The organism is Streptomyces sp. NPDC005820 (genome assembly GCF_040630255.1).
Lineage (GTDB): Bacteria > Actinomycetota > Actinomycetes > Streptomycetales > Streptomycetaceae > Streptomyces.
In genome coordinates this window covers 1-17,335 of record NZ_JBEXXE010000060.1, presented here as the reverse complement: position 1 = coordinate 17,335, position 17,335 = coordinate 1, and the positions used below count along the sequence as shown (strand labels likewise).

Annotated in this window: 20 protein-coding genes; 9 read left to right on the top strand and 11 right to left on the bottom strand. The window is 73.2% G+C overall.

Annotated features, from left to right (window positions below):
• The first annotated feature begins 126 nt into the window (after positions 1-126).
• Genes ABZ464_RS45840 through ABZ464_RS45820 form a run of 5 tightly spaced genes read left to right on the top strand, consistent with a single transcriptional unit; the run spans position 127 to position 5,176 of the window.
• Positions 127-1,683 (top strand): sodium:solute symporter, encoded by a 1,557-nt coding sequence (locus ABZ464_RS45840; protein ID WP_359287889.1) that lies wholly within the window; start codon positions 127-129, stop codon positions 1,681-1,683.
• A gap of 14 nt (positions 1,684-1,697) precedes the next feature.
• Positions 1,698-2,261, top strand: a complete 564-nt coding sequence (locus ABZ464_RS45835; RefSeq protein WP_359287933.1) for a sigma-70 family RNA polymerase sigma factor — start codon at positions 1,698-1,700, stop codon at positions 2,259-2,261.
• Positions 2,258-2,593: a hypothetical protein gene (locus ABZ464_RS45830; protein ID WP_359287888.1), complete on the top strand. Its 336-nt coding sequence runs from the start codon at positions 2,258-2,260 to the stop codon at positions 2,591-2,593. The genes ABZ464_RS45835 and ABZ464_RS45830 overlap by 4 nt, the downstream gene beginning before the upstream one ends.
• A gap of 34 nt (positions 2,594-2,627) precedes the next feature.
• Positions 2,628-4,415 (top strand): glycoside hydrolase family 15 protein, encoded by a 1,788-nt coding sequence (locus tag ABZ464_RS45825; RefSeq protein WP_359287887.1) that lies wholly within the window; start codon positions 2,628-2,630, stop codon positions 4,413-4,415.
• 5 nt (positions 4,416-4,420) lie between these two features.
• Positions 4,421-5,176: an SDR family oxidoreductase gene (locus ABZ464_RS45820; protein WP_359287886.1), complete on the top strand. Its 756-nt coding sequence runs from the start codon at positions 4,421-4,423 to the stop codon at positions 5,174-5,176.
• A 25-nt stretch (positions 5,177-5,201) separates the two neighbouring features.
• Here ABZ464_RS45820 and amaP read toward each other — a convergent pair whose 3' ends face one another.
• Genes amaP through ABZ464_RS45795 form a run of 5 tightly spaced genes read right to left on the bottom strand, consistent with a single transcriptional unit; the run spans position 5,202 to position 7,538 of the window.
• Positions 5,202-5,780 (bottom strand): alkaline shock response membrane anchor protein AmaP, encoded by a 579-nt coding sequence (amaP, locus tag ABZ464_RS45815; RefSeq protein ID WP_359287885.1) that lies wholly within the window; start codon positions 5,778-5,780, stop codon positions 5,202-5,204.
• A 5-nt stretch (positions 5,781-5,785) separates the two neighbouring features.
• A complete protein-coding gene (locus tag ABZ464_RS45810) occupies positions 5,786-6,424 on the bottom strand; it encodes a DUF6286 domain-containing protein (protein ID WP_359287884.1) in 639 nt (212 codons plus the stop codon).
• Positions 6,421-6,840, bottom strand: a complete 420-nt coding sequence (locus ABZ464_RS45805) for a hypothetical protein (protein ID WP_359287883.1) — start codon at positions 6,838-6,840, stop codon at positions 6,421-6,423. Before ABZ464_RS45805 ends, ABZ464_RS45810 begins: the two co-directional genes overlap by 4 nt.
• Entirely contained in the window at positions 6,837-7,022 is a 186-nt protein-coding gene (locus tag ABZ464_RS45800) for a hypothetical protein (protein WP_133910355.1), read from the bottom strand. Before ABZ464_RS45800 ends, ABZ464_RS45805 begins: the two co-directional genes overlap by 4 nt.
• Positions 7,023-7,052: 30 nt before the next feature.
• Entirely contained in the window at positions 7,053-7,538 is a 486-nt protein-coding gene (locus ABZ464_RS45795) for an Asp23/Gls24 family envelope stress response protein (RefSeq protein ID WP_359287882.1), read from the bottom strand.
• A gap of 88 nt (positions 7,539-7,626) precedes the next feature.
• Here ABZ464_RS45795 and ABZ464_RS45790 point away from each other — a divergent pair, with 88 nt between their 5' ends.
• A complete protein-coding gene (locus tag ABZ464_RS45790) occupies positions 7,627-8,385 on the top strand; it encodes a nucleopolyhedrovirus P10 family protein (RefSeq protein ID WP_359287881.1) in 759 nt (252 codons plus the stop codon).
• A 13-nt stretch (positions 8,386-8,398) separates the two neighbouring features.
• Here the strand turns inward: ABZ464_RS45790 and ABZ464_RS45785 are convergent, their stop codons facing one another.
• From ABZ464_RS45785 to ABZ464_RS45775, 3 genes are all read right to left on the bottom strand, one after another.
• A complete protein-coding gene (locus tag ABZ464_RS45785; protein ID WP_359287880.1) occupies positions 8,399-9,202 on the bottom strand; it encodes an enoyl-CoA hydratase/isomerase family protein in 804 nt (267 codons plus the stop codon).
• Positions 9,203-9,329: 127 nt separating this feature from the next.
• On the bottom strand, positions 9,330-9,551 hold the full coding sequence (locus ABZ464_RS45780) for a helix-turn-helix domain-containing protein (protein ID WP_004002281.1): 222 nt from the start codon (positions 9,549-9,551) through the stop codon (positions 9,330-9,332).
• Positions 9,552-9,887: 336 nt separating this feature from the next.
• Complete coding sequence (locus ABZ464_RS45775) at positions 9,888-11,486, bottom strand: ABC-F family ATP-binding cassette domain-containing protein (protein ID WP_358993653.1); 1,599 nt, start codon at positions 11,484-11,486, stop codon at positions 9,888-9,890.
• 148 nt (positions 11,487-11,634) lie between these two features.
• On the opposite strand from ABZ464_RS45775, the gene ABZ464_RS45770 reads away from it, so the two are divergent.
• Complete coding sequence (locus ABZ464_RS45770; RefSeq protein ID WP_359287932.1) at positions 11,635-12,054, top strand: VOC family protein; 420 nt, start codon at positions 11,635-11,637, stop codon at positions 12,052-12,054.
• Positions 12,055-12,106: 52 nt separating this feature from the next.
• Here the strand turns inward: ABZ464_RS45770 and ABZ464_RS45765 are convergent, their stop codons facing one another.
• The 3 genes from ABZ464_RS45765 to ABZ464_RS45755 all read right to left on the bottom strand — a co-directional run bounded on the left by ABZ464_RS45765 (position 12,107) and on the right by ABZ464_RS45755 (position 15,567).
• Positions 12,107-13,537, bottom strand: a complete 1,431-nt coding sequence (locus tag ABZ464_RS45765) for a hypothetical protein (RefSeq protein ID WP_359287879.1) — start codon at positions 13,535-13,537, stop codon at positions 12,107-12,109.
• Positions 13,538-13,707: 170 nt separating this feature from the next.
• A complete protein-coding gene (locus tag ABZ464_RS45760) occupies positions 13,708-14,844 on the bottom strand; it encodes an alpha/beta fold hydrolase (RefSeq protein ID WP_359287878.1) in 1,137 nt (378 codons plus the stop codon).
• 66 nt (positions 14,845-14,910) lie between these two features.
• On the bottom strand, positions 14,911-15,567 hold the full coding sequence (locus tag ABZ464_RS45755; RefSeq protein ID WP_359287877.1) for a class II aldolase/adducin family protein: 657 nt from the start codon (positions 15,565-15,567) through the stop codon (positions 14,911-14,913).
• Positions 15,568-15,720: 153 nt separating this feature from the next.
• Here ABZ464_RS45755 and ABZ464_RS45750 point away from each other — a divergent pair, with 153 nt between their 5' ends.
• Together ABZ464_RS45750 and ABZ464_RS45745 are read left to right on the top strand one after the other, a co-directional pair.
• Positions 15,721-16,968: an inorganic phosphate transporter gene (locus tag ABZ464_RS45750; protein ID WP_359287876.1), complete on the top strand. Its 1,248-nt coding sequence runs from the start codon at positions 15,721-15,723 to the stop codon at positions 16,966-16,968.
• A gap of 49 nt (positions 16,969-17,017) precedes the next feature.
• The gene (locus ABZ464_RS45745; RefSeq protein WP_055635691.1) at positions 17,018-17,239 is read left to right on the top strand and encodes a hypothetical protein; all 222 of its coding nucleotides are present in this window, start codon (positions 17,018-17,020) and stop codon (positions 17,237-17,239) included.
• Positions 17,240-17,335: the final 96 nt, after the last annotated feature.

The following is a 17,335-nucleotide window of genomic DNA, read 5'->3' as shown; positions in this document are numbered from 1 at the left end:
CCGACAGCGGTTGACAGCGAATTTCCAGAGGATTTTCCGCAGGATTTCCCGCCGGTTCCCGTCAACCGAATCCGCCTCCCGCGCAACTGACCGGTGAGGGCTCAGGCACACCAAAGGCGGTGACCCATGGCCGACGGCGCCATGACGACGACGTTCCTCGCCGTGATCGGCGGAGCGTCGCTGCTCGCCGTGACCGCGCGCCGGCTGCACCCCAGCGACCGGCTGCCCGCCCTGGAGGGCTGGGCGCTCGCCGACCGTTCCCTCGGCCCCGTGTGGACCTGGCTGCTGCTCGGCGGCACCGTCTTCACCGCGTACACCTTCACCGCCGTGCCGGGCCTCGCGTACGGCAACGGGGCGCCCGCGTTCTTCGCGGTGCCGTACACGGTGATCCTCTGCCCGCTCGCCTTCGTGCTGCTCAGCCGGTTGTGGGAGGTGGCCCGGCGGCACGGCTACGTCACCGCCGCCGACTTCGTGCGGGGCCGCTACGGCTCACCGCCGCTGGCCCTCGTCGTGGCGCTGACCGGGATCCTCGCGACCATGCCGTATCTGGCGCTGCAACTGCTGGGGATACGGGCGGTACTGACCGCCGGGGGCGTGTACCCGCGCGGCGTGGCCGGGGACCTGGTGATGGTGGCGCTGTTCGCGGGGCTGGCGGTGGCGACCTACCGGCACGGGCTGCGGGCGCCTGCGGTCATCTCGGCGCTGAAGGCCGTGGCGGTGTTCGTGTCGGTGACCGCCGTGTGCTGGCTGGTGCTGCGGCAGCTCGGCGGGCCCGGACCGGTGTTCGAGGGCGCGGCGCGGCGGCTCGGGGGCACGGACGTGGCCCACTCGCCGCTGGTCCTCACCCCCGCCCAGCAGCCCGCGTACGCCACCCTCGCGCTCGGCTCCGCCCTCGCCCTGCTCATGTACCCGCACGTCCTCACCGCCGGGTTCGCCGCCGACGGGCCGCGCACCCTGCGCAAGGTGTCGGTGGCCCTGCCCGCGTGGACGGGGCTGCTGGCTCTCTTCGGCTTCCTCGGGGTCGCGGCGCTCGCGGCGGGGGTGCGCGCTCCGGCGGGCGGCGCCGAGGCCGCCGTACCGATGCTGGTGGACCGGCTGATGCCGGGGCCGCTGGCCGGGCTGGTGTTCGCCGCGATCACCGTGGGGGCGCTGGTGCCGGCCGCCGTGATGTCCATCGCGGCCGCCACGAGCTTCGTCCGCAACGTCTACGTCGAGTACGTCCAGCCCACCGCCACGCCCAAGCGGCAGGTGCGCATCGCCAAGGCGGTGTCGCTGACCGCGAAGGTGGGGGCGGTGGCGTTCGTGTTCGGGCTGCGCGACCAGGACGCCGTCAATCTGCAACTGCTGGGCGGGGTGTGGATCCTGCAGATCTTCCCCGCCGTGGCCGTGGGGCTGTTCACCGGGCGGCTGCATCCGCGCGCGCTGCTCGCCGGCTGGGCGACCGGCATGGCGGCCGGGACCGTGCTGGTCGTCCGCGAGGGGTTCTCCTCCATCGTGACCCTCGGGTTCGGACCGCTGGAGATCTACGCCGGGCTCGCCGCCCTGCTGCTCAATCTGACCGTCGCGGTGACCGGCACCGCGGCCCTGGAACGCCTAGGCGTCGCCCGCGGCGCCGACACCACCGACCTGCCCTCCCGCCTGACCGTCAGGCGGCCCCGCACGACGGGAGCGAACCACCCGTGAGACGCAGACACCCGATCCCGGCCCCCGTCGCGGAGACGTACGCCGAGCCGCTCGCGCTCGCCGTGACCGATCCGGCGGAACGTGAACGCGAGGCCGGACTCGCCCAGCTGTTCGAGCTGCACTATTCCTCGATGCTGCGGCTCGCCGTGCTGCTCGGCGCCGACGATCCGGAGAACGTGGTCGCCGAGGCCTACTACCAGATCTACCGGAAGTGGCGGCGGCTGCGGGACGTCCAGGCGGCCGAGGCCTATCTGCGCTCGACCGTCTGCAATCTGACCCGGATGCGGATACGGCACCTCCAGGTCGCCCGCCGGCATGTGGAGAGCCCGCCGGAGCTCCCCGACGAGACGGTCGCCTCCGCCGAGAGCGCGGCGCTGCTCCGCGACGACCAGCGGGTGCTGATCGACGCCCTGCAGCAGTTGCCGGCCCGGCAGCGCGAGGCGCTCGTGCTGCGCCACTGGCTGGGCCTGAAGGAGAGCGAGATCGCCGCCGCGATGGGCATCTCCTGCGGGTCGGTCAAGACCCACACCTCACGCGGCCTCGCCGCACTCACCCAGGCGATGGAGGCCCGGCGATGAAGGACACCGGACCTGGCCCCGAGGCCATGAACGACACCGGACCCGACCGCGCCCGGACCGAGCGGGAGCTGCGGGACGCCCTGGAAGCGCTGGCCGGAGGGGTGCAGCCGGCCCGCCCCCTGCCCGACGCCTACCGCACCGCGCGCGGCGAGTGGCTGCGGCGCGAGCGGCGGCGCAGGCTCGTGCTGGCCGTGCTGATCGCCGTCGTCTTCGCCCTGGCCACCCTGATCGGCCTGTGGGTGCTGAACCAGGCGCCCGCCCACCCCGGAGTGATCTTCTCCGGGACGGGGGACGCCGTGCGCGGCGCGTCACTCCCCCGGCCGCACCCCTGATTGCCCGCCCGGCCCGACGGGAACCCGCAATGGCGTGCACCCCCGCATCGAGGACTACGCCCTCATCGGCGACGAACAGACCGCCGCCCTGGTCGGCCGGGACGGCTCGGTCGACTGGCTCTGTCTGCCCCGCTTCGACTCCGCCGCCTGCTTCGCCCGTCTGCTGGGCGACCGGCACAACGGCCACTGGCGCATCGCGCCCAAGGGCGTCGAGGGTGCCTGCACCCGCCGCGCCTACCGCCCCGACACCCTCGTCCTGGACACCGAGTGGGAGACCGACGGGGGCGCCGTCCGGGTCACCGACCTGATGCCGCAGCGCGACCGCCATCCCGATCTGGTCCGGATCGTGGAGGGGCTGCGCGGCCGGGTCGCCGTCCACAGCGATCTGCGGCTGCGCTTCGACCACGGCTCGATCGTGCCGTGGATGCGCCGGGCGGACGGCCACCGGGTGGCGATCGCCGGGCCGGACGCGGTCTGGCTGCGCAGCGAACCGGCCGTGCGCACCTGGGGCGAGGACTTCGCCACCCACTCCGAGTTCACCGTCGGGGAGGGCGAGTCCGTGGCGTTCGTGCTGACCTGGCACCCCTCGCACGAACGGCGTCCGCCGCTGATCGACCCGCGGGAGGCGCTGCGTTCCAGCGTCGAGGACTGGCGGGCGTGGGCCGCGCGCTGCCGCTACGACGGCCCGCACCGGGACATCGTGATCCGCTCCCTGATCACCCTGAAGGCGCTCACCTACCGGCCCACCGGAGGCATCGTCGCCGCCCCCACGACCTCCCTGCCCGAACAGCTGGGCGGGGTGCGCAACTGGGACTACCGCTACTGCTGGCTGCGCGACTCCACCCTCACCCTGGGCGCGCTGCTGTCCGCCGGCTACCAGGACGAGGCCGAGGCCTGGCGGGACTGGCTGCTGCGGGCCGTCGCCGGCGACCCCGCCGACCTGCAGATCATGTACGGGCTCGGGGGTGAACGCCGGCTGACCGAGTTCGAGCTGCCCTGGCTGTCCGGCTACGCCCGCTCCCGCCCCGTACGCGTCGGCAACGAGGCCGTGAACCAGCTCCAGCTGGACGTCTACGGCGAGGTCATCGACTCGCTGGCGCTGGCGCGCGCCGCGGGCCTGCCGACGAAACCGCATGTGTGGGCGATCCAGTGCGCGCTGATGAGCTGGCTGAGCGAGAACTGGCGGCAGCCGGACGAAGGGCTGTGGGAGGTACGCGGGGGCCGCCGGCAGTTCGTGCACTCGAAGGTGATGGTGTGGGTGGCCGCCGACCGGACGGTCCGCGCGCTGGAGGAGAACCCGCAGCTGCGCGGGGACCTCGCGGGCTGGCGGGCGATGCGCGACGAGGTGCACCGGGAGGTGTGCGAGAAGGGCTACGACCCGGAACGCAACACGTTCACCCAGTCCTACGGCTCCCGTGACCTGGACGCCGCCCTGCTGCTCATCCCGCGCCTCGGCTTCCTGCCGCCGGACGACCCGAGGGTGGTCGGCACGGTCGACGCGGTCCGCGCCGAGCTCGGCCACGGCGGTCTGGTGCGCCGCTACAGCACCGACGGTACGACGGTGGACGGGCTGCCCGGGGACGAGGGCACCTTCCTGGCCTGCTCGTTCTGGCTCGCGCACGCGCTGGAGGAGACGGGCCGCCCCGAGGAGGCACGGGAGCTGTTCGAACGGCTGGTGGGTCTCGCCAACGACGTGGGCCTGCTGGCGGAGGAGTACGACCCGGTCGCCGGCCGTCATCTCGGCAACTTCCCGCAGGCGTTCAGCCACCTCGGCCTGGTGAACACCGCCCTCGCCCTGTACGGGGGCGAGAAGGCAGGATAGGGGCCATGGATCTTGGACTGAAGGACCGGGTGTTCGTCGTCACCGGGGCCACGCGCGGGCTGGGCAACGCGGCGGCGCGCGAGCTCGTCGCGGACGGTGCGAAGGTGGTCGTGACCGGGCGGGACGACAAGCGGGTCGCGGACGCGGCGGCCGAGCTGGGGCCGAACGCGGTCGGGGTGGCCGTCGACAACGCCGATCCGCAGGCCGCGGCGCGGCTGATCGCCACCGCCCGGGAGGCCTTCGGCGCGTTCGACGGGGTGCTGGTGAGCGTGGGCGGTCCGCCGCCGGGGTTCGTCGCGGACAACACCGACGAGCAGTGGCAGTCGGCGTTCGAGTCGGTGTTCCTCGGGGCGGTGCGGCTGGCGCGGGCGGCGGCGGCCGAGCTGGAGCCCGGCGGGGTGATCGGGTTCGTGCTGTCCGGGTCCGTGCACGAGCCGATCCCGGGGCTGACGATCTCGAACGGGCTGCGGCCGGGGCTCGCGGGCTTCGCCAAGTCGCTCTCCGACGAGCTGGGGCCGCGCGGCATCCGCGTCGTGGGGCTGCTGCCGTCGCGGATCGACACGGACCGGGTGCGGGAGCTGGACGGGTTGTCGGCCGACCCGGAGGCGACGCGGGCCGCGAACGAGTCGCGGATCGCGTTGCGGCGGTATGGGGCGGCGGAGGAGTTCGGCAGGGTGGCGGCGTTCTTGCTGTCTCCGGCCGCTTCCTATCTCACCGGGATCATGGTGCCCGTGGACGGCGGGATGCGGCACGGGTTCTGAGCGTCGCGTCCCCTCAGCGTTGGTTTCAACTCACCCTTGCTGCCTTGTGTTTCGCCGCCCTCAGCCGTACATCCGCCGGAAGCCTCTTCAGGGCCGCCGAGTCCCTCGCGTGGGCCAGGGACTGTGTGGCCAGGTCGTTCAGGGCCGTTCCCGGGTCCACATGGGGTTCCAGGCGTAGGCGTACCCGGGTCTCGGGGGCGTCCCTGCGGCCCGTCAGGTGGACCTCGGCGTGGGCCACGCCCTCCAGGTTGCCCGCGTCGGAGGCGAGCACGGACTGCAGGGCGCGGCCCCGGAGCAGCGCGCCCGCGCCGTCGCCGGTGTCCACCAGGACCTCGGCGAGCCGACGGCGGCGCAGCACGGACGTGAGCCACCACAGGGCGAGCAGCACGAGCACCGCGAGGACGGCGATGACCGTCGGCCACCACCAGGTCTCGTCCCGCCACTTCGTGCGTTCGGCGGTGCTGAGCAGGACGTCGTGGGGGCCGTCGTGGATCCACCAGGAGGGGGGTGACACCCCCAGGCCCACGGCCAGTACCGCGCCGCCGACGGCGAGCAGCACCAGGCCGACGAGGCCGAGCAGCACACGGTTGACGGTCCCGAGCATGCCCCTCACCCCTTCTTTCCGGGCCGCCGCACATGCACCGACAGATGCGGCGGACGGACCAGGCCCAGTCCCTGGATCGCCTGTGTCAGCACGGCGTCCAGGTCGGCGTAGACGGCGTCCAGGTCGCGGAAGTGGGAGAGCGCGCGTACGTCGGCCCTGCGCCGGTGGGCCCGGACCCGTACCGACTGGATGCCGGCGACCTCCATCGCCCGGTCGCGCAGCACCAGCGCCACCGCGTCCCGGTGCAGACCTGCCCGCACGTCGGGGTGGATGCGGCGCATCGGCAGGACGGCCCGCAGGCCGGGGGTGACGGCGAGCAGGATCAGCCAGAGGCCGAGGGCCGCCGCGACGCCGGCGCCGACCAGCACCCAGGTGTCGTCGAGGGGGCGTTCGGCCAGTTGCGTGGCGAGATCGCGGCGCCAGGCGAGCGCGGACCGGCCGGCGCGGACCGCGCAGACGTCGTAGAGGAAGGCGCCCGTGACGACCGCCAGCACGGCCGCCACGATCGCCGCCGGGACGCGGCGCGGGGACCAGAAGCGGTGCACCTCGCCGGTGCCGACGGCCTCGGGCGGATCGCTCGTCTCCGTGGGTTTGTCCAGTACGGGCAGGGGTGTGGTGGCCTCCGAGCCCCGGGGCTCGCTCATCGCGTCCTCCCGTGTGCCGCGCCGGGGGCCGTCGTCAGGTGCAGCCGTTCCACCCGGACGGCGACCTCCGGAACCTGCATTCCCACCAACGCGCCTACCCGCTCGGTGACATGCCGACGCACCGCGTGGCAGCGGGAGCCGATGTCGGTGGGGTAGTCGAGTTCCAGGTGGACGTGGAGGTGCGCGGCGTCGACGGGGGTCCCCCCGCTCGCACTCGGTGGGGAGTGGGGGCGGACGACGACGGTGGCGTACGGGCGGGCCGCTCCGGGGGGCAGCGGGCGGATCGCCTCGAGTGCGGCCCGGGCGGCGATCTTCGCCACGACCCGGTCCGCGATCCGGGTCGCGCCGCGCTCACCCGGCGGGACGTCGGCGGGCCGTCGGCCCACCGCGCCCGTCTCCTCGCTCACGCCCGTCACCTGCGTCGGTCGTCACGTGTGCGGAAGAAGTCCCCGACCTCCATGTCCCCTTCCAGGAGCCTGCCGACGACGAACCCGATGGCGCCGAGGGCGGCCACCAGGAGGAAGGCGCCGAACCCGCCGAAGTATCCGGCGAAGCCCAGTGCCATGCCGGCGATCATCCCGATCACGGCCCTGCTCATGCTGTGTTCCTCCGCTCGTCGGCCGGTACGTCACTGGATGCGGGGCTCGGGCTCCTCGTCCTCCTCCTCGGGGAGCTTCACGTCGCTCACCGCGATGTTGACCTCGACGACCTCCAGACCGGTCATCCGCTCCACGGCCGCGATCACGTTCTCCCGGACGTCCCGGGAGACCTCGGTGATCGACACTCCGTAGTCGACGACGATCTCCAGGTCGAGCGCGGTCTGCACCTCGCCGACCTCGGCCTTGACGCCGCGGGTCACGGACTTGGTGCCGCCGCCGGGCACCCGGTCCCGTACGGCTCCGAAGGTGCGGCTGATGCCGCTGCCCATCGCGTGGACGCCGACGACGTCCCGGGTCGCGAGGCCCGCGATCTTCTCCACGACCCCGTCGGCGATGGTGGTCCGTCCCCGGGTCGCGGGGTCACCGCCGCCGCGCCGGGTCGGCTTGCGGGTCGAGACGGACTCCGTGCCGCCTTCCGTGCTCTGTGTCCGCGCCTGCTCCGTTGCCTCAGTCATGGCCGTACGTCCTTCTCGGTCGTCGTCCCTTCGACCACGGTAAGCGCGGTTGCGCCGCCGCGCTCCGGGGATGCGGCAGGCTGGAGGAATGGATGGGTCGACGAGTGCGACGGGTGCGGTACGGCAGCGGCTGGGCCTGGGCAGACTGCTGCCCCTGGGCGGCCCGCGCGACGGGGCGTGGATCGCGGAGGAGGCGGCGAACGGCGTACTGCGGGAGGCTGTTCGGAATGTGCCGGGGGTGCGGCTCGGGGTGCTGCGGCTGTCCGCCGCGGATCCCGCGGACGGGGTCGAACCGGTCGTACCGGCTCCGCCGGGCGCTCTGCCGCCGGGGGCCCTTCGGGTGACGGCGGACTTCGCGGCGTCCGCCACGGTGCCGCTCCCGACGACGGCGACCCGGCTGCGCGAGGCCCTGGCCGCGGCCGCGACCGGACGGCTCGGTCTGACGGTCACGGAGGTGGACCTGCGGGTGACGGACCTGCTGGACCTGCTCGACGACGGGCCCGCCCCGGCGCCCGTACCGCCCCGGGCCGCACCGCCCGCCGGCCCGCTGCCCGCCGGCCAGCTGCCCGCCGGCCCGCCGCTCACCGGCGAGGAAGCCGTCGTGGCGGAGGCGGCTCTGGCCGTCCCGGGGGTGACGGGCATGACCGGTGTGCTCGGCAGGGCGGTTCGCCTGGAGAGCGTCGAGGGTACGGTCGCCGCGGCCCTGCCGCACCGGCACGCCCGCGTGGAGATCGTGGTCCGCGCGGACCACCGGGCCGTGGAGGTGGCCGGGGAGGTCCGCGCGGCGGTGAGCAGGGCCCTACCGGATCACCCGACGGTCACGGTGCTGGTGACGGGGGTGAACTGACGGCGGGCGCACCTCATTCGCCCAGGCCGGCCAGGTCCCGCAGCCGCCTGGCCTGGGCGGCCCGCTCGGCGGCGCGCTGCTCGTCGTAGGTACGGTCCCCGGCGCCGCGCAGCAGCGCCTTGGTCTCGATCAGCGCCTCGCGGGGCGCGGCGAGCAGCGCCGCGGCCAGTTCCCGTGCCGCCGCGTCGAGTTCCTCCGCCGGCACCGCGCGGTTGGCGAGCCCGGAGTTCACCGCCTCCTGTGCGCCGACGAACCGCCCGGTCAGGCAGATCTCGGCCGCGCGGCCGTAGCCGACGAGGGAGACGAGGGGATGTGTGCCCGTCAGGTCCGGCACCAGGCCGAGGCTGGTCTCGCGCATCGCGAACAGCACGTCGTCGGCGACGACGCGCAGGTCACAGGCGAGCGCCAGCTGGAAGCCCGCGCCGATGGCGTGGCCCTGGACGGCGGCGACGGTCACGATGTCGTTGCGCCGCCACCAGGTGAAGCCCTCCTGGAACCCGGCGATGGCGGCGTCGAGTTCGGCGTCGCCACTGCGCGCGAGGTCGATGAAGGACGGTTCGCCCTCGATCCCCTCGGGCGTGAACATCTGCCGGTCGAGGCCGGCGGAGAAGGACTTGCCCTCGCCGCGCAGTACGACCACCCGGACGGAGCCCGGCAGCAGCCGCCCGGCCTCGGCGAGCGCCCGCCACATCGCGGGGCTCTGCGCATTGCGCTTGGCCGGGTTGGTCAGCGTCACCGTGGCGAGCGCGTCGTCGACGGTGAGCCGTACGCCGTCCTGGTCGAGCAGGGGAACGAGTTCCTGGTCGGGCGTGGCCATGGGGCGCCTCCGATGCGTGCGGTCAGTCAGCGGTCAGCTGGTGAACAGCTAAGTGACTGCACAGTAACCACCCGGCCGATCGGAGAACCGACCGGGTGGCACCATCGAAGCCGGTGGGCCGCCCGGGTCAGGACGAGGCGGCCTTCTTGCCTCGTGTCGCGCCGCCTCGCCCACGGAGCGTGACGCCCGACTCGCTGAGCATCCGGTGTACGAAGCCATACGAGCGGCCGGTCTCCTCGGCCAGCGCCCGGATGCTCGCACCGGAGTCGTACTTCTTCTTCAGGTCTGCCGCGAGCTTGTCGCGCGCGGCGCCGGTCACCCGGCTGCCCTTCTTCAGAGTCTCGGCCACCCGTGCCTCCTCATGGGAAGTGCGCTCTGGTCCCCTCATGATCACCCCTCCGGGGCCCGATGGCCACCCATTCGGCAAGGTCCGTGGGAGAGGGTTTTGACGACAGGAGCGCGTCCGCACAACCGGAACCTGTGATTCCGCCCGGTGGTGTTCGTACGGCCGAACGGGTTGTCGTGCGAAGCAGCAGGTCAGAGACGCACGACGGCCGATCCCCTGTCGACAAAGGGATCGGCCGGAAAATGGATGTAGGACACACGTCGATACGAGGAGATCTCACGCAGATGAAGGATCACCCATGGGCCGAATGATCCACTACGGGTGATCCACCACGGATGATCAGGCGAGCGCGACGAGATCCGCGTAGTCGGAGCCCCACAGGTCCTCGACACCGTCGGGCAGCAGGATGATCCGCTCGGGCTGGAGCGCCTCCACCGCGCCCTCGTCGTGGGTGACGAGGACCACCGCGCCCTTGTACGTACGCAGCGCGCCGAGGATCTCCTCACGGCTGGCGGGGTCGAGGTTGTTGGTGGGCTCGTCGAGCAGCAGGACGTTCGCCGAGGAGACCACGAGGGTCGCGAGGGCGAGACGGGTCTTCTCGCCGCCGGAGAGGACGCCGGCGGGCTTGTCGACATCGTCGCCGGAGAACAGGAACGAGCCGAGCACCTTGCGGACCTCGACGAGGTCCAGGTCGGGGGCGGCGGAACGCATGTTCTCCAGAACGCTGCGCTCCGGGTCCAGGGTCTCGTGCTCCTGGGCGTAGTAGCCGAGCTTGAGGCCGTGACCGGGGCGGACCTCGCCGGTGTCGGGCTGCTCCACGCCGCCGAGCAGCCGCAGCAGGGTGGTCTTGCCGGCGCCGTTGAGGCCGAGGATGACGACCCGGGAGCCCTTGTCGATGGCGAGGTCGACATCGGTGAAGATCTCCAGCGAGCCGTACGACTTCGACAGACCCTCGGCCATCAGCGGGGTCTTGCCGCAGGGCGAGGGCTCGGGGAAGCGCAGCTTGGCGACCTTGTCGGACATCCGGACCGCCTCCAGGCCGGCGAGCAGCCGGTCGGCGCGCTTGGCCATGTTCTGCGCGGCGACGGTCTTGGTGGCCTTGGCGCGCATCTTGTCGGCCTGCGAGTGCAGGGCGGCGGCCTTCTTCTCGGCGTTCTGCCGCTCGCGCTTGCGGCGCTTCTCGTCGGCCTCGCGCTGCTGCTGGTAGAGCTTCCAGCCCATGTTGTAGACGTCGATCTGGGAGCGGTTGGCGTCCAGGTAGAACACCTTGTTGACGACCGTCTCGACCAGGTCGACGTCGTGGGAGATGACGATGAAGCCGCCGCGGTAGGTCTTGAGGTAGTCGCGCAGCCAGACGATCGAGTCGGCGTCGAGGTGGTTCGTCGGCTCGTCGAGCAGGAGGGTGTCCGCGTCGGAGAACAGGATGCGGGCGAGCTCGACCCGGCGGCGCTGACCGCCGGAGAGGGTGTGCAGGGGCTGGCCGAGCACGCGGTCGGGCAGGTTGAGGGCGGCGGCGATGGTGGCCGCCTCGGCCTCGGCGGCGTACCCGCCCTTGGTGAGGAACTCGGTCTCCTGGCGCTCGTACTGCCGCATGGCCTTGTCGCGGGTGGCGCCCGAGCCGTTCGCGATGCGCTGTTCGTTCTCCCGCATCTTGCGGATGAGGACGTCGAGGCCGCGCGCGGAGAGGATGCGGTCGCGGGCGAGGACGTCGAGGTCGCCGGTGCGCGGGTCCTGCGGGAGGTAGCCGACCTCGCCGGAGCGGGTGACCTGGCCCGCGGCGGGGATGCCCTCGCCGGCCAGGACCTTGGTCAGCGTCGTCTTGCCCGCGCCGTTGCGTCCGACCAGGCCGATGCGGTCGCCCTTGGCGACACGGAAGGAGGCGCTCTCGATGAGGATGCGGGCACCGGCGCGCAGCTCGATGCCGGAGGCGGAGATCACGGTCAGACTCCTGTGCGGGGTCGGTGGCGGGTTGGGCGGCTGAGGACGTTCCCGCCGTCTAATGCGCGAGGAGAATGGCCATGAGGCCAGTCTAACGGGCCCGTGCAAGCACTTTTTCTGGGTTCAGGTGTTCGATCTTGGCGAGGGAGTGATCTGCGTGACACGCACGAGCGGCCGCCCGAGCGTCTACCCCACGCTGCTGTACGCCGACGCGAAGGCGGCGATACGGCAGCTCACCGAGGCCTTCGGGTTCACCGAGCTGTCGGTGTACGAGGGGGAGAACGGGGCCGTGACGCATGCCGAGCTGGTGCAGGGAAACGGCGCCGTGATGCTCGGCACGAAGGGCCGTGGCGGGGTGTTCGACACGGCGATGAAGGACGCGGGCCCGGTCGGCGTGTACGTCGTCGTGGACGACGTGGACGCGCACCACCGGCGGGCCGTGGAGCACGGCGCCGAGGTCCTGATGCCCCCGACGGACCAGGACTACGGCTCCCGCGACTACATGGCCCGCGATCTGGAGGGCAACATCTGGAGCTTCGGCACGTACGCGCCGGACATCCAGGCCTGACACCGGCCCGACGGCCCGGGGCCCCTGCATCGAGGCTCCGGACCGTGTGGGTTCAGCCTCCCGTGTGCACCTGGAAGGCGGCCCGGCGGACGGCCTTGGCCAGCGCCGGGTCGGGGTGCGCGGCGGCCAGCGCCACCAGCACCTGCACGGTGCGGGGGTGTCCGACGGCGCGCACCTCGGCCAGCAGCGCGGGCACGGTCGGCTGCAGCGCGGACTCCAGGTGCCGAACGAGCATCGGGGCCTCGCCGTGGTCGGCGACGGCGGCGGCCGTGTCGACCCACAGCCAGGTGGCCTCCTCGCGGGTGAGCACCTCGTGGGCGTCCTCGGGGTCGACGCCGTCGTGCTCGGCGAGCCAGAGCAGCGCGTACGGCCGCAGGGCGGCCACCTCGACGACGGCCCGTACGTCGGGCTCGGCGGGGGCTCCGACGACGCGCAGCGCCTCGAAGGCCAGGCCGCGCAGCAGGGCGTCCTCGCCGCGGGCGGCGACCAGCAGCTCGGTGACGGCGCTGCCGACGGGGCGGGCGGCGAGCCAGGCGCGGTACTCGGCGCGGGCCGCGTTGGGGCGGAGCTGGGCGCAGCCGCGGAGCATGTCCTCGGCGGCCTGCTCGATGTTGCCGGCCGGGCTCTGCGCGGCGACGCAGATCTGCTCCAGCTTGACCCACACCGCCCAGTTGCCGAGCGGGGTGAGGGTGGCCTGGCCGTCGCCGCAGGTGAGGGCGCCCACCGAGGCGAGCGCCTGGAGGGCCCAGTCGAGCAGGGGGGCGAGTTCGGCGTCCCGGGCGGGCTCCGCCGGGTCGTCGGTGGAGGGCTCGGCGGCGGGGGCCGGCGGGCCGGCCGCGTCGGCGGCGTAGGGGACCTCGCAGCGCTCGGTGCGCAGCTCGGTGACGCGCTGGCGCAGCAGGTCGAGGAGCTGGTCCACGGGGACGGGTCCGGCGGACAGCTGGAGGAAGGAGAGCACCTGCGGCATGGCCGAGACGACCTCGGCTACGGCGGCGGGCTCCTCCTCGGCGGGTTCCGGGGTGGCGAGCGACCAGGCGTCGAAGAGGGCGACCCAGCCGCGCAGTACGGCGGTGTCGTCGCGGTCCCAGGCACGCAGCCGCCAGCCGGGGCGGGCGCTGTCGCCGTGCACCTCGACGAGGCCCGCCAGCCGGGCGGTGTCCCAGTCGTGGCGGACCTGATCCGGGGTCAGGGCCAGATCGCGGGCCGCGCGTTCGGCGGTCGTGTCGGAGAGCGTGGCCTTGCCGTCGGCGGTCGCGGCGTCGCCGCCGGGGCCGAGGACGCCGTCGGCCCAGCGCGCGACACGGGCCGCGGCGGCCAGACCTGAGCGTGCCATTCTGGCCAGCTCCGCCGGGGCCGGAGTGCCCTCCGGGGGGCGGGGCGCGGGGCGGCGCGGGCGCCGCTGGTTCACAGCTGTGGGGGCGGCGGCCAGGGGTCGCGGGCGGACGAGTCGAAGCCTGGAGTCGCGCGGGATACGGGACGTCACGGGTGCAGTCTTCCGGTTGACGGTCCGAAAACCCAAACGGAATGTCACGGCGGGCGACGGGACTGGCCAACGCACGGGGTCCGAGGAGCGGCGAGGAGACGGGTTCAGGCCAGTGGTACGGGCTTAAACGGAACCGTCGGGACCGGTCCGGCGGGGATGTGGCGCGCGGTTCAGCTGAGGGGGGTGAGGAAGCGGCGCAGTGCCTCTTCGTAGGCCTTGGGGTCGGCGTTCCACATGGCGCCGTGCGGGGCCTGTGCGACGGTGTGGAGGGCGACCAGGTCGGGGCGGCGGGCGGCGAGGCGGCGGGCGGCGTGCCAGGGGGCCACGGTGTCGTCGGGGCCGTGGAAGATCAGGGTCGGGACGGACAGTCGCGCCGGGTCGGCGAGGTCGTCGCCGTGGCCGTCGGGGACGGCGTGCAGACCGGTGCGGCCCTGGGCGGCGCGGACGGCGAGCGGCAGCAGCACGCCGGGGGTGTGCCGGGCGGCGGCCAGGGCGCGCAGGGTGGACTGCCAGTCCAGCACCGGGGAGTCCAGGACGAGTCCGGAGACGAGGTCGCGCAGTCCGGAGCGGGCCGCTGCGCGCAGGGCCATGGTGGCGCCGGTGGACCAGCCGAGCAGGACGAGGCGCTCGGCGCCGTAGCGGACGGCGTAGCGCATCGCCGCGTCCAGGTCGCGCCACTCGGTCTGGCCGAGGTGGTTGAGGCCGTCCGTGGGGCGGGGGGCGCCGAGGTCGCCGCGGTAGGACAGGGCGAGCACGGGGAAGCGGCGGTGGTGCAGGAAGCCGAGGAGGTTCAGGGCCTGCTCGCGGGTGGTGCCGAGGCCGTGCACCGCGATGACCCAGGTGCGGCGGGCGCCGGGGACGAACCAGGCGGGCAGGTTGCCGAGTTCGCCCGGTACGTCGACGTCGGCGTGGTCGAGGCCCAGGGTGCCGCTCGGGGTGCCGACGTAGAGGTTGGGGGTGAGCCAGACCGCGTCGCCGGGGTCGAGGGTGCCGTGCGTCACGCGTACGAGGCGGCGGACGACCGTGTCGGCGGAGTGGGCGACGCCGGGCAGGACGGGGCCGACGACCGCGTGGGAGCCGTCGCCGGCGAGGCCGTAGGTGCCGGGGCGCAGGGCGGCGAGGTGCCGGGTGAGGGTCACCTGGCCGGCGGCGGTGCCGTGCACGGTGAGCCGGGGTTCGGTGGGCAGGGGACGGCCGGGCGGCGCCTTGAGTGCGGCGTCGCTGGCGAGTCGGCCGGCGGCGACACTGGCGGCGCCGGCGGCCAGGGCTGCGGTGACGGCGGCGGCCGTCGCTGTGACAGTGCGCACCCGTCCAGTGTCCTGGCCATTCCTCTTTGCGGCCAGTGGTGGCGGGGGAGGATGCGCGGCCAGGATTCACCGTTGGCCGTAGCCCCGCAGGCGGGCCCCCGCCTCCGCCACCTGGGTCCGTGTCAGGAGGTTCGGGGTGCGGCCGGGGACCGAGGAGGCGGTGAGCCAGAGGTGGCACATCCATTCCAGCTGGGCCGTTCGGTCGTAGGCCTGGTCGAGGGTGGCGCCGTAGGTGAGCGTGCCGTGGTTCTGCAGCAGGCAGCCGGTGCGGTCGGTCAGGGCGTGGAGGGTGTGCTCGGCCAACTCCTCGGTGCCGTACGTCGCGTAGGGGGCGACCCGGACGGGGCCGCCGAGGGCGCCGGCCATGTAGTGGACGGTCGGGAGCTCGGTGACGAGGGTCGAGACGGCGGTGGCGTGCACGGCGTGGGTGTGGACGATCGCGCGAGCCTCGGTGCGGCCGTATACGGCGAGGTGCATGGGCAGCTCGCTGGTCGGGACGAGGGTGCCGAGGACCTGCCGGCCGGTGAGGTCGACGCCCGTGATGTCGTCGGGGGCGAGGCGGTCGTAGGGCACGCCCGAAGGGGTGACGAGCACGGTCTCGCCGACCCGTACGGAGACATTGCCGGAGGTGCCGACGACCAGGCCGTCGGTGACGGTGCGGCGGGCGGTCGCCACGAGTGCCGCCCAGGCCTGCCGCTCGTCGTCGCTCAGGTGTTCACCCATGCCCCGATCCTGCCAGCGGGACGACGGCCCGGTCGAACGAACTGGCGAGGCCTAGTCCATCTGGACACCACGACGACCGTCTCAGTTCACCTTCCGTTCACTCAGGTTACCTAACTTCAACGAACCAATGACTTCGAACGATTGCCTGGGTAAATGGAAAACTTCTCGCTGATCCTCGCGATTGTGGTGGTAACCGCACTCGCGTTCGATTTCACGAACGGTTTCCACGACACCGCCAACGCGATGGCCACCACCATCTCGACCGGTGCACTCAAGCCCAAGGTCGCGGTGGCCATGTCCGCCGCGCTGAACCTGGTGGGCGCCTTCCTCTCCGTGGAGGTCGCGAACACGATCTCCAAGGGTCTCGTCGACGAGACCGGCATCCGTCCCGAGGTCATCTTCGCCGCCCTGGTCGGCGCGATCCTCTGGAACCTGCTGACCTGGCTGGTGGGTCTGCCCTCCAGTTCCTCGCACGCCCTGATGGGCGGCCTGATCGGCGCCACCGTCGCCTCGGCCGGCTTCGGCGCGGTGCACGGTGACGCCCTCGTCACCAAGGTGCTGATCCCGGCGGTCGCGGCCCCGATCGTGGCGGGCGTCGCCGCGATGCTCGCCACCCGGCTGTCCTACACGCTCGGCAAGAAGGCCGACGGCAAGGCCGCCGAGAAGGGCTACCGCGCCGGCCAGATCGCCTCGGCCGGCCTGGTCTCCCTGGCGCACGGCACCAACGACGCGCAGAAGACGATGGGCATCATCACCCTGGCCCTGGTCGCGGGCGGCGCCGTCGCCCCGGACTCGGACCCGCCCACCTGGGTCATCCTCTCCGCCGGTCTGGCCATCGCGCTCGGCACCTACCTCGGCGGCTGGCGCATCATCCGCACCATGGGCAAGGGCCTGACCGACCTCCAGCCGCAGCAGGGCTTCGCCGCCCAGACCAGCGCGGCGACGGTCATCCTGGCCTCCTCCCACCTCGGCTTCTCCCTGTCCACCACGCACTCCGTCTCCGGTTCGGTGATGGGCGCGGGCCTGGGCCGCAAGGGCGGTGTGGTCCGCTGGTCCACGGCGACCCGGATGTTCGTGGCCTGGGGTCTGACGCTCCCGGCGGCCGCCCTGGTGGGCGCGCTGGCCGAGTCGGTCACCGACCTGGGCGACTGGGGCACCGCGGTCGTCGCGGTCTTCCTGATCGCCTCCAGCGCCGCCATCTGGAAGATCTCCCGCCGGGAGGTCGTGGACGCGTCGAACGTCAACGCGACCGAGGAGCCGCCCGGTGTGGTCACCACGGCGATCGCGGCCGTCGCCCCGCCCCCGGCGGGCACGGTCGCCGAGGACCTGACGGCCACCATCCCGTCCCCGGCGGCCACCGCCACGACCGCCACCACCGAGCCGACGGCTCCGGCCGCCTGAGCCCGCCCACCCGGTACTCCAGTACTCAGTACTAAGGAAGAGAAACAGCATGGACATCGACTGGGCGGCCCTGGGCTCCGTGTTCGGCGTCAGCCTCGTGGTCACGGTGGCCCTGGTGGCCCTGTTCACCCTCGGCGTCATGGGCCTGTCCCGCCAGGAGCGGGCCACCGCGGAGGGCGGCTCGGCCGGCCTCGCGGTGACGGGAGCGTACGTGTGCTTCGCGGCCTGCGCGGCGGCGGTGGCGTACGGGATCTCACTGATCGTGGCCTGACCACGCGTTCGGACACCCCGGGGTGCGGGACGGTTCGCCGTCCCCCGCCTCGGCCAGGGTGCGGCAGCGGTAGAGGTGCGGGCGGTCGTCGGGGTG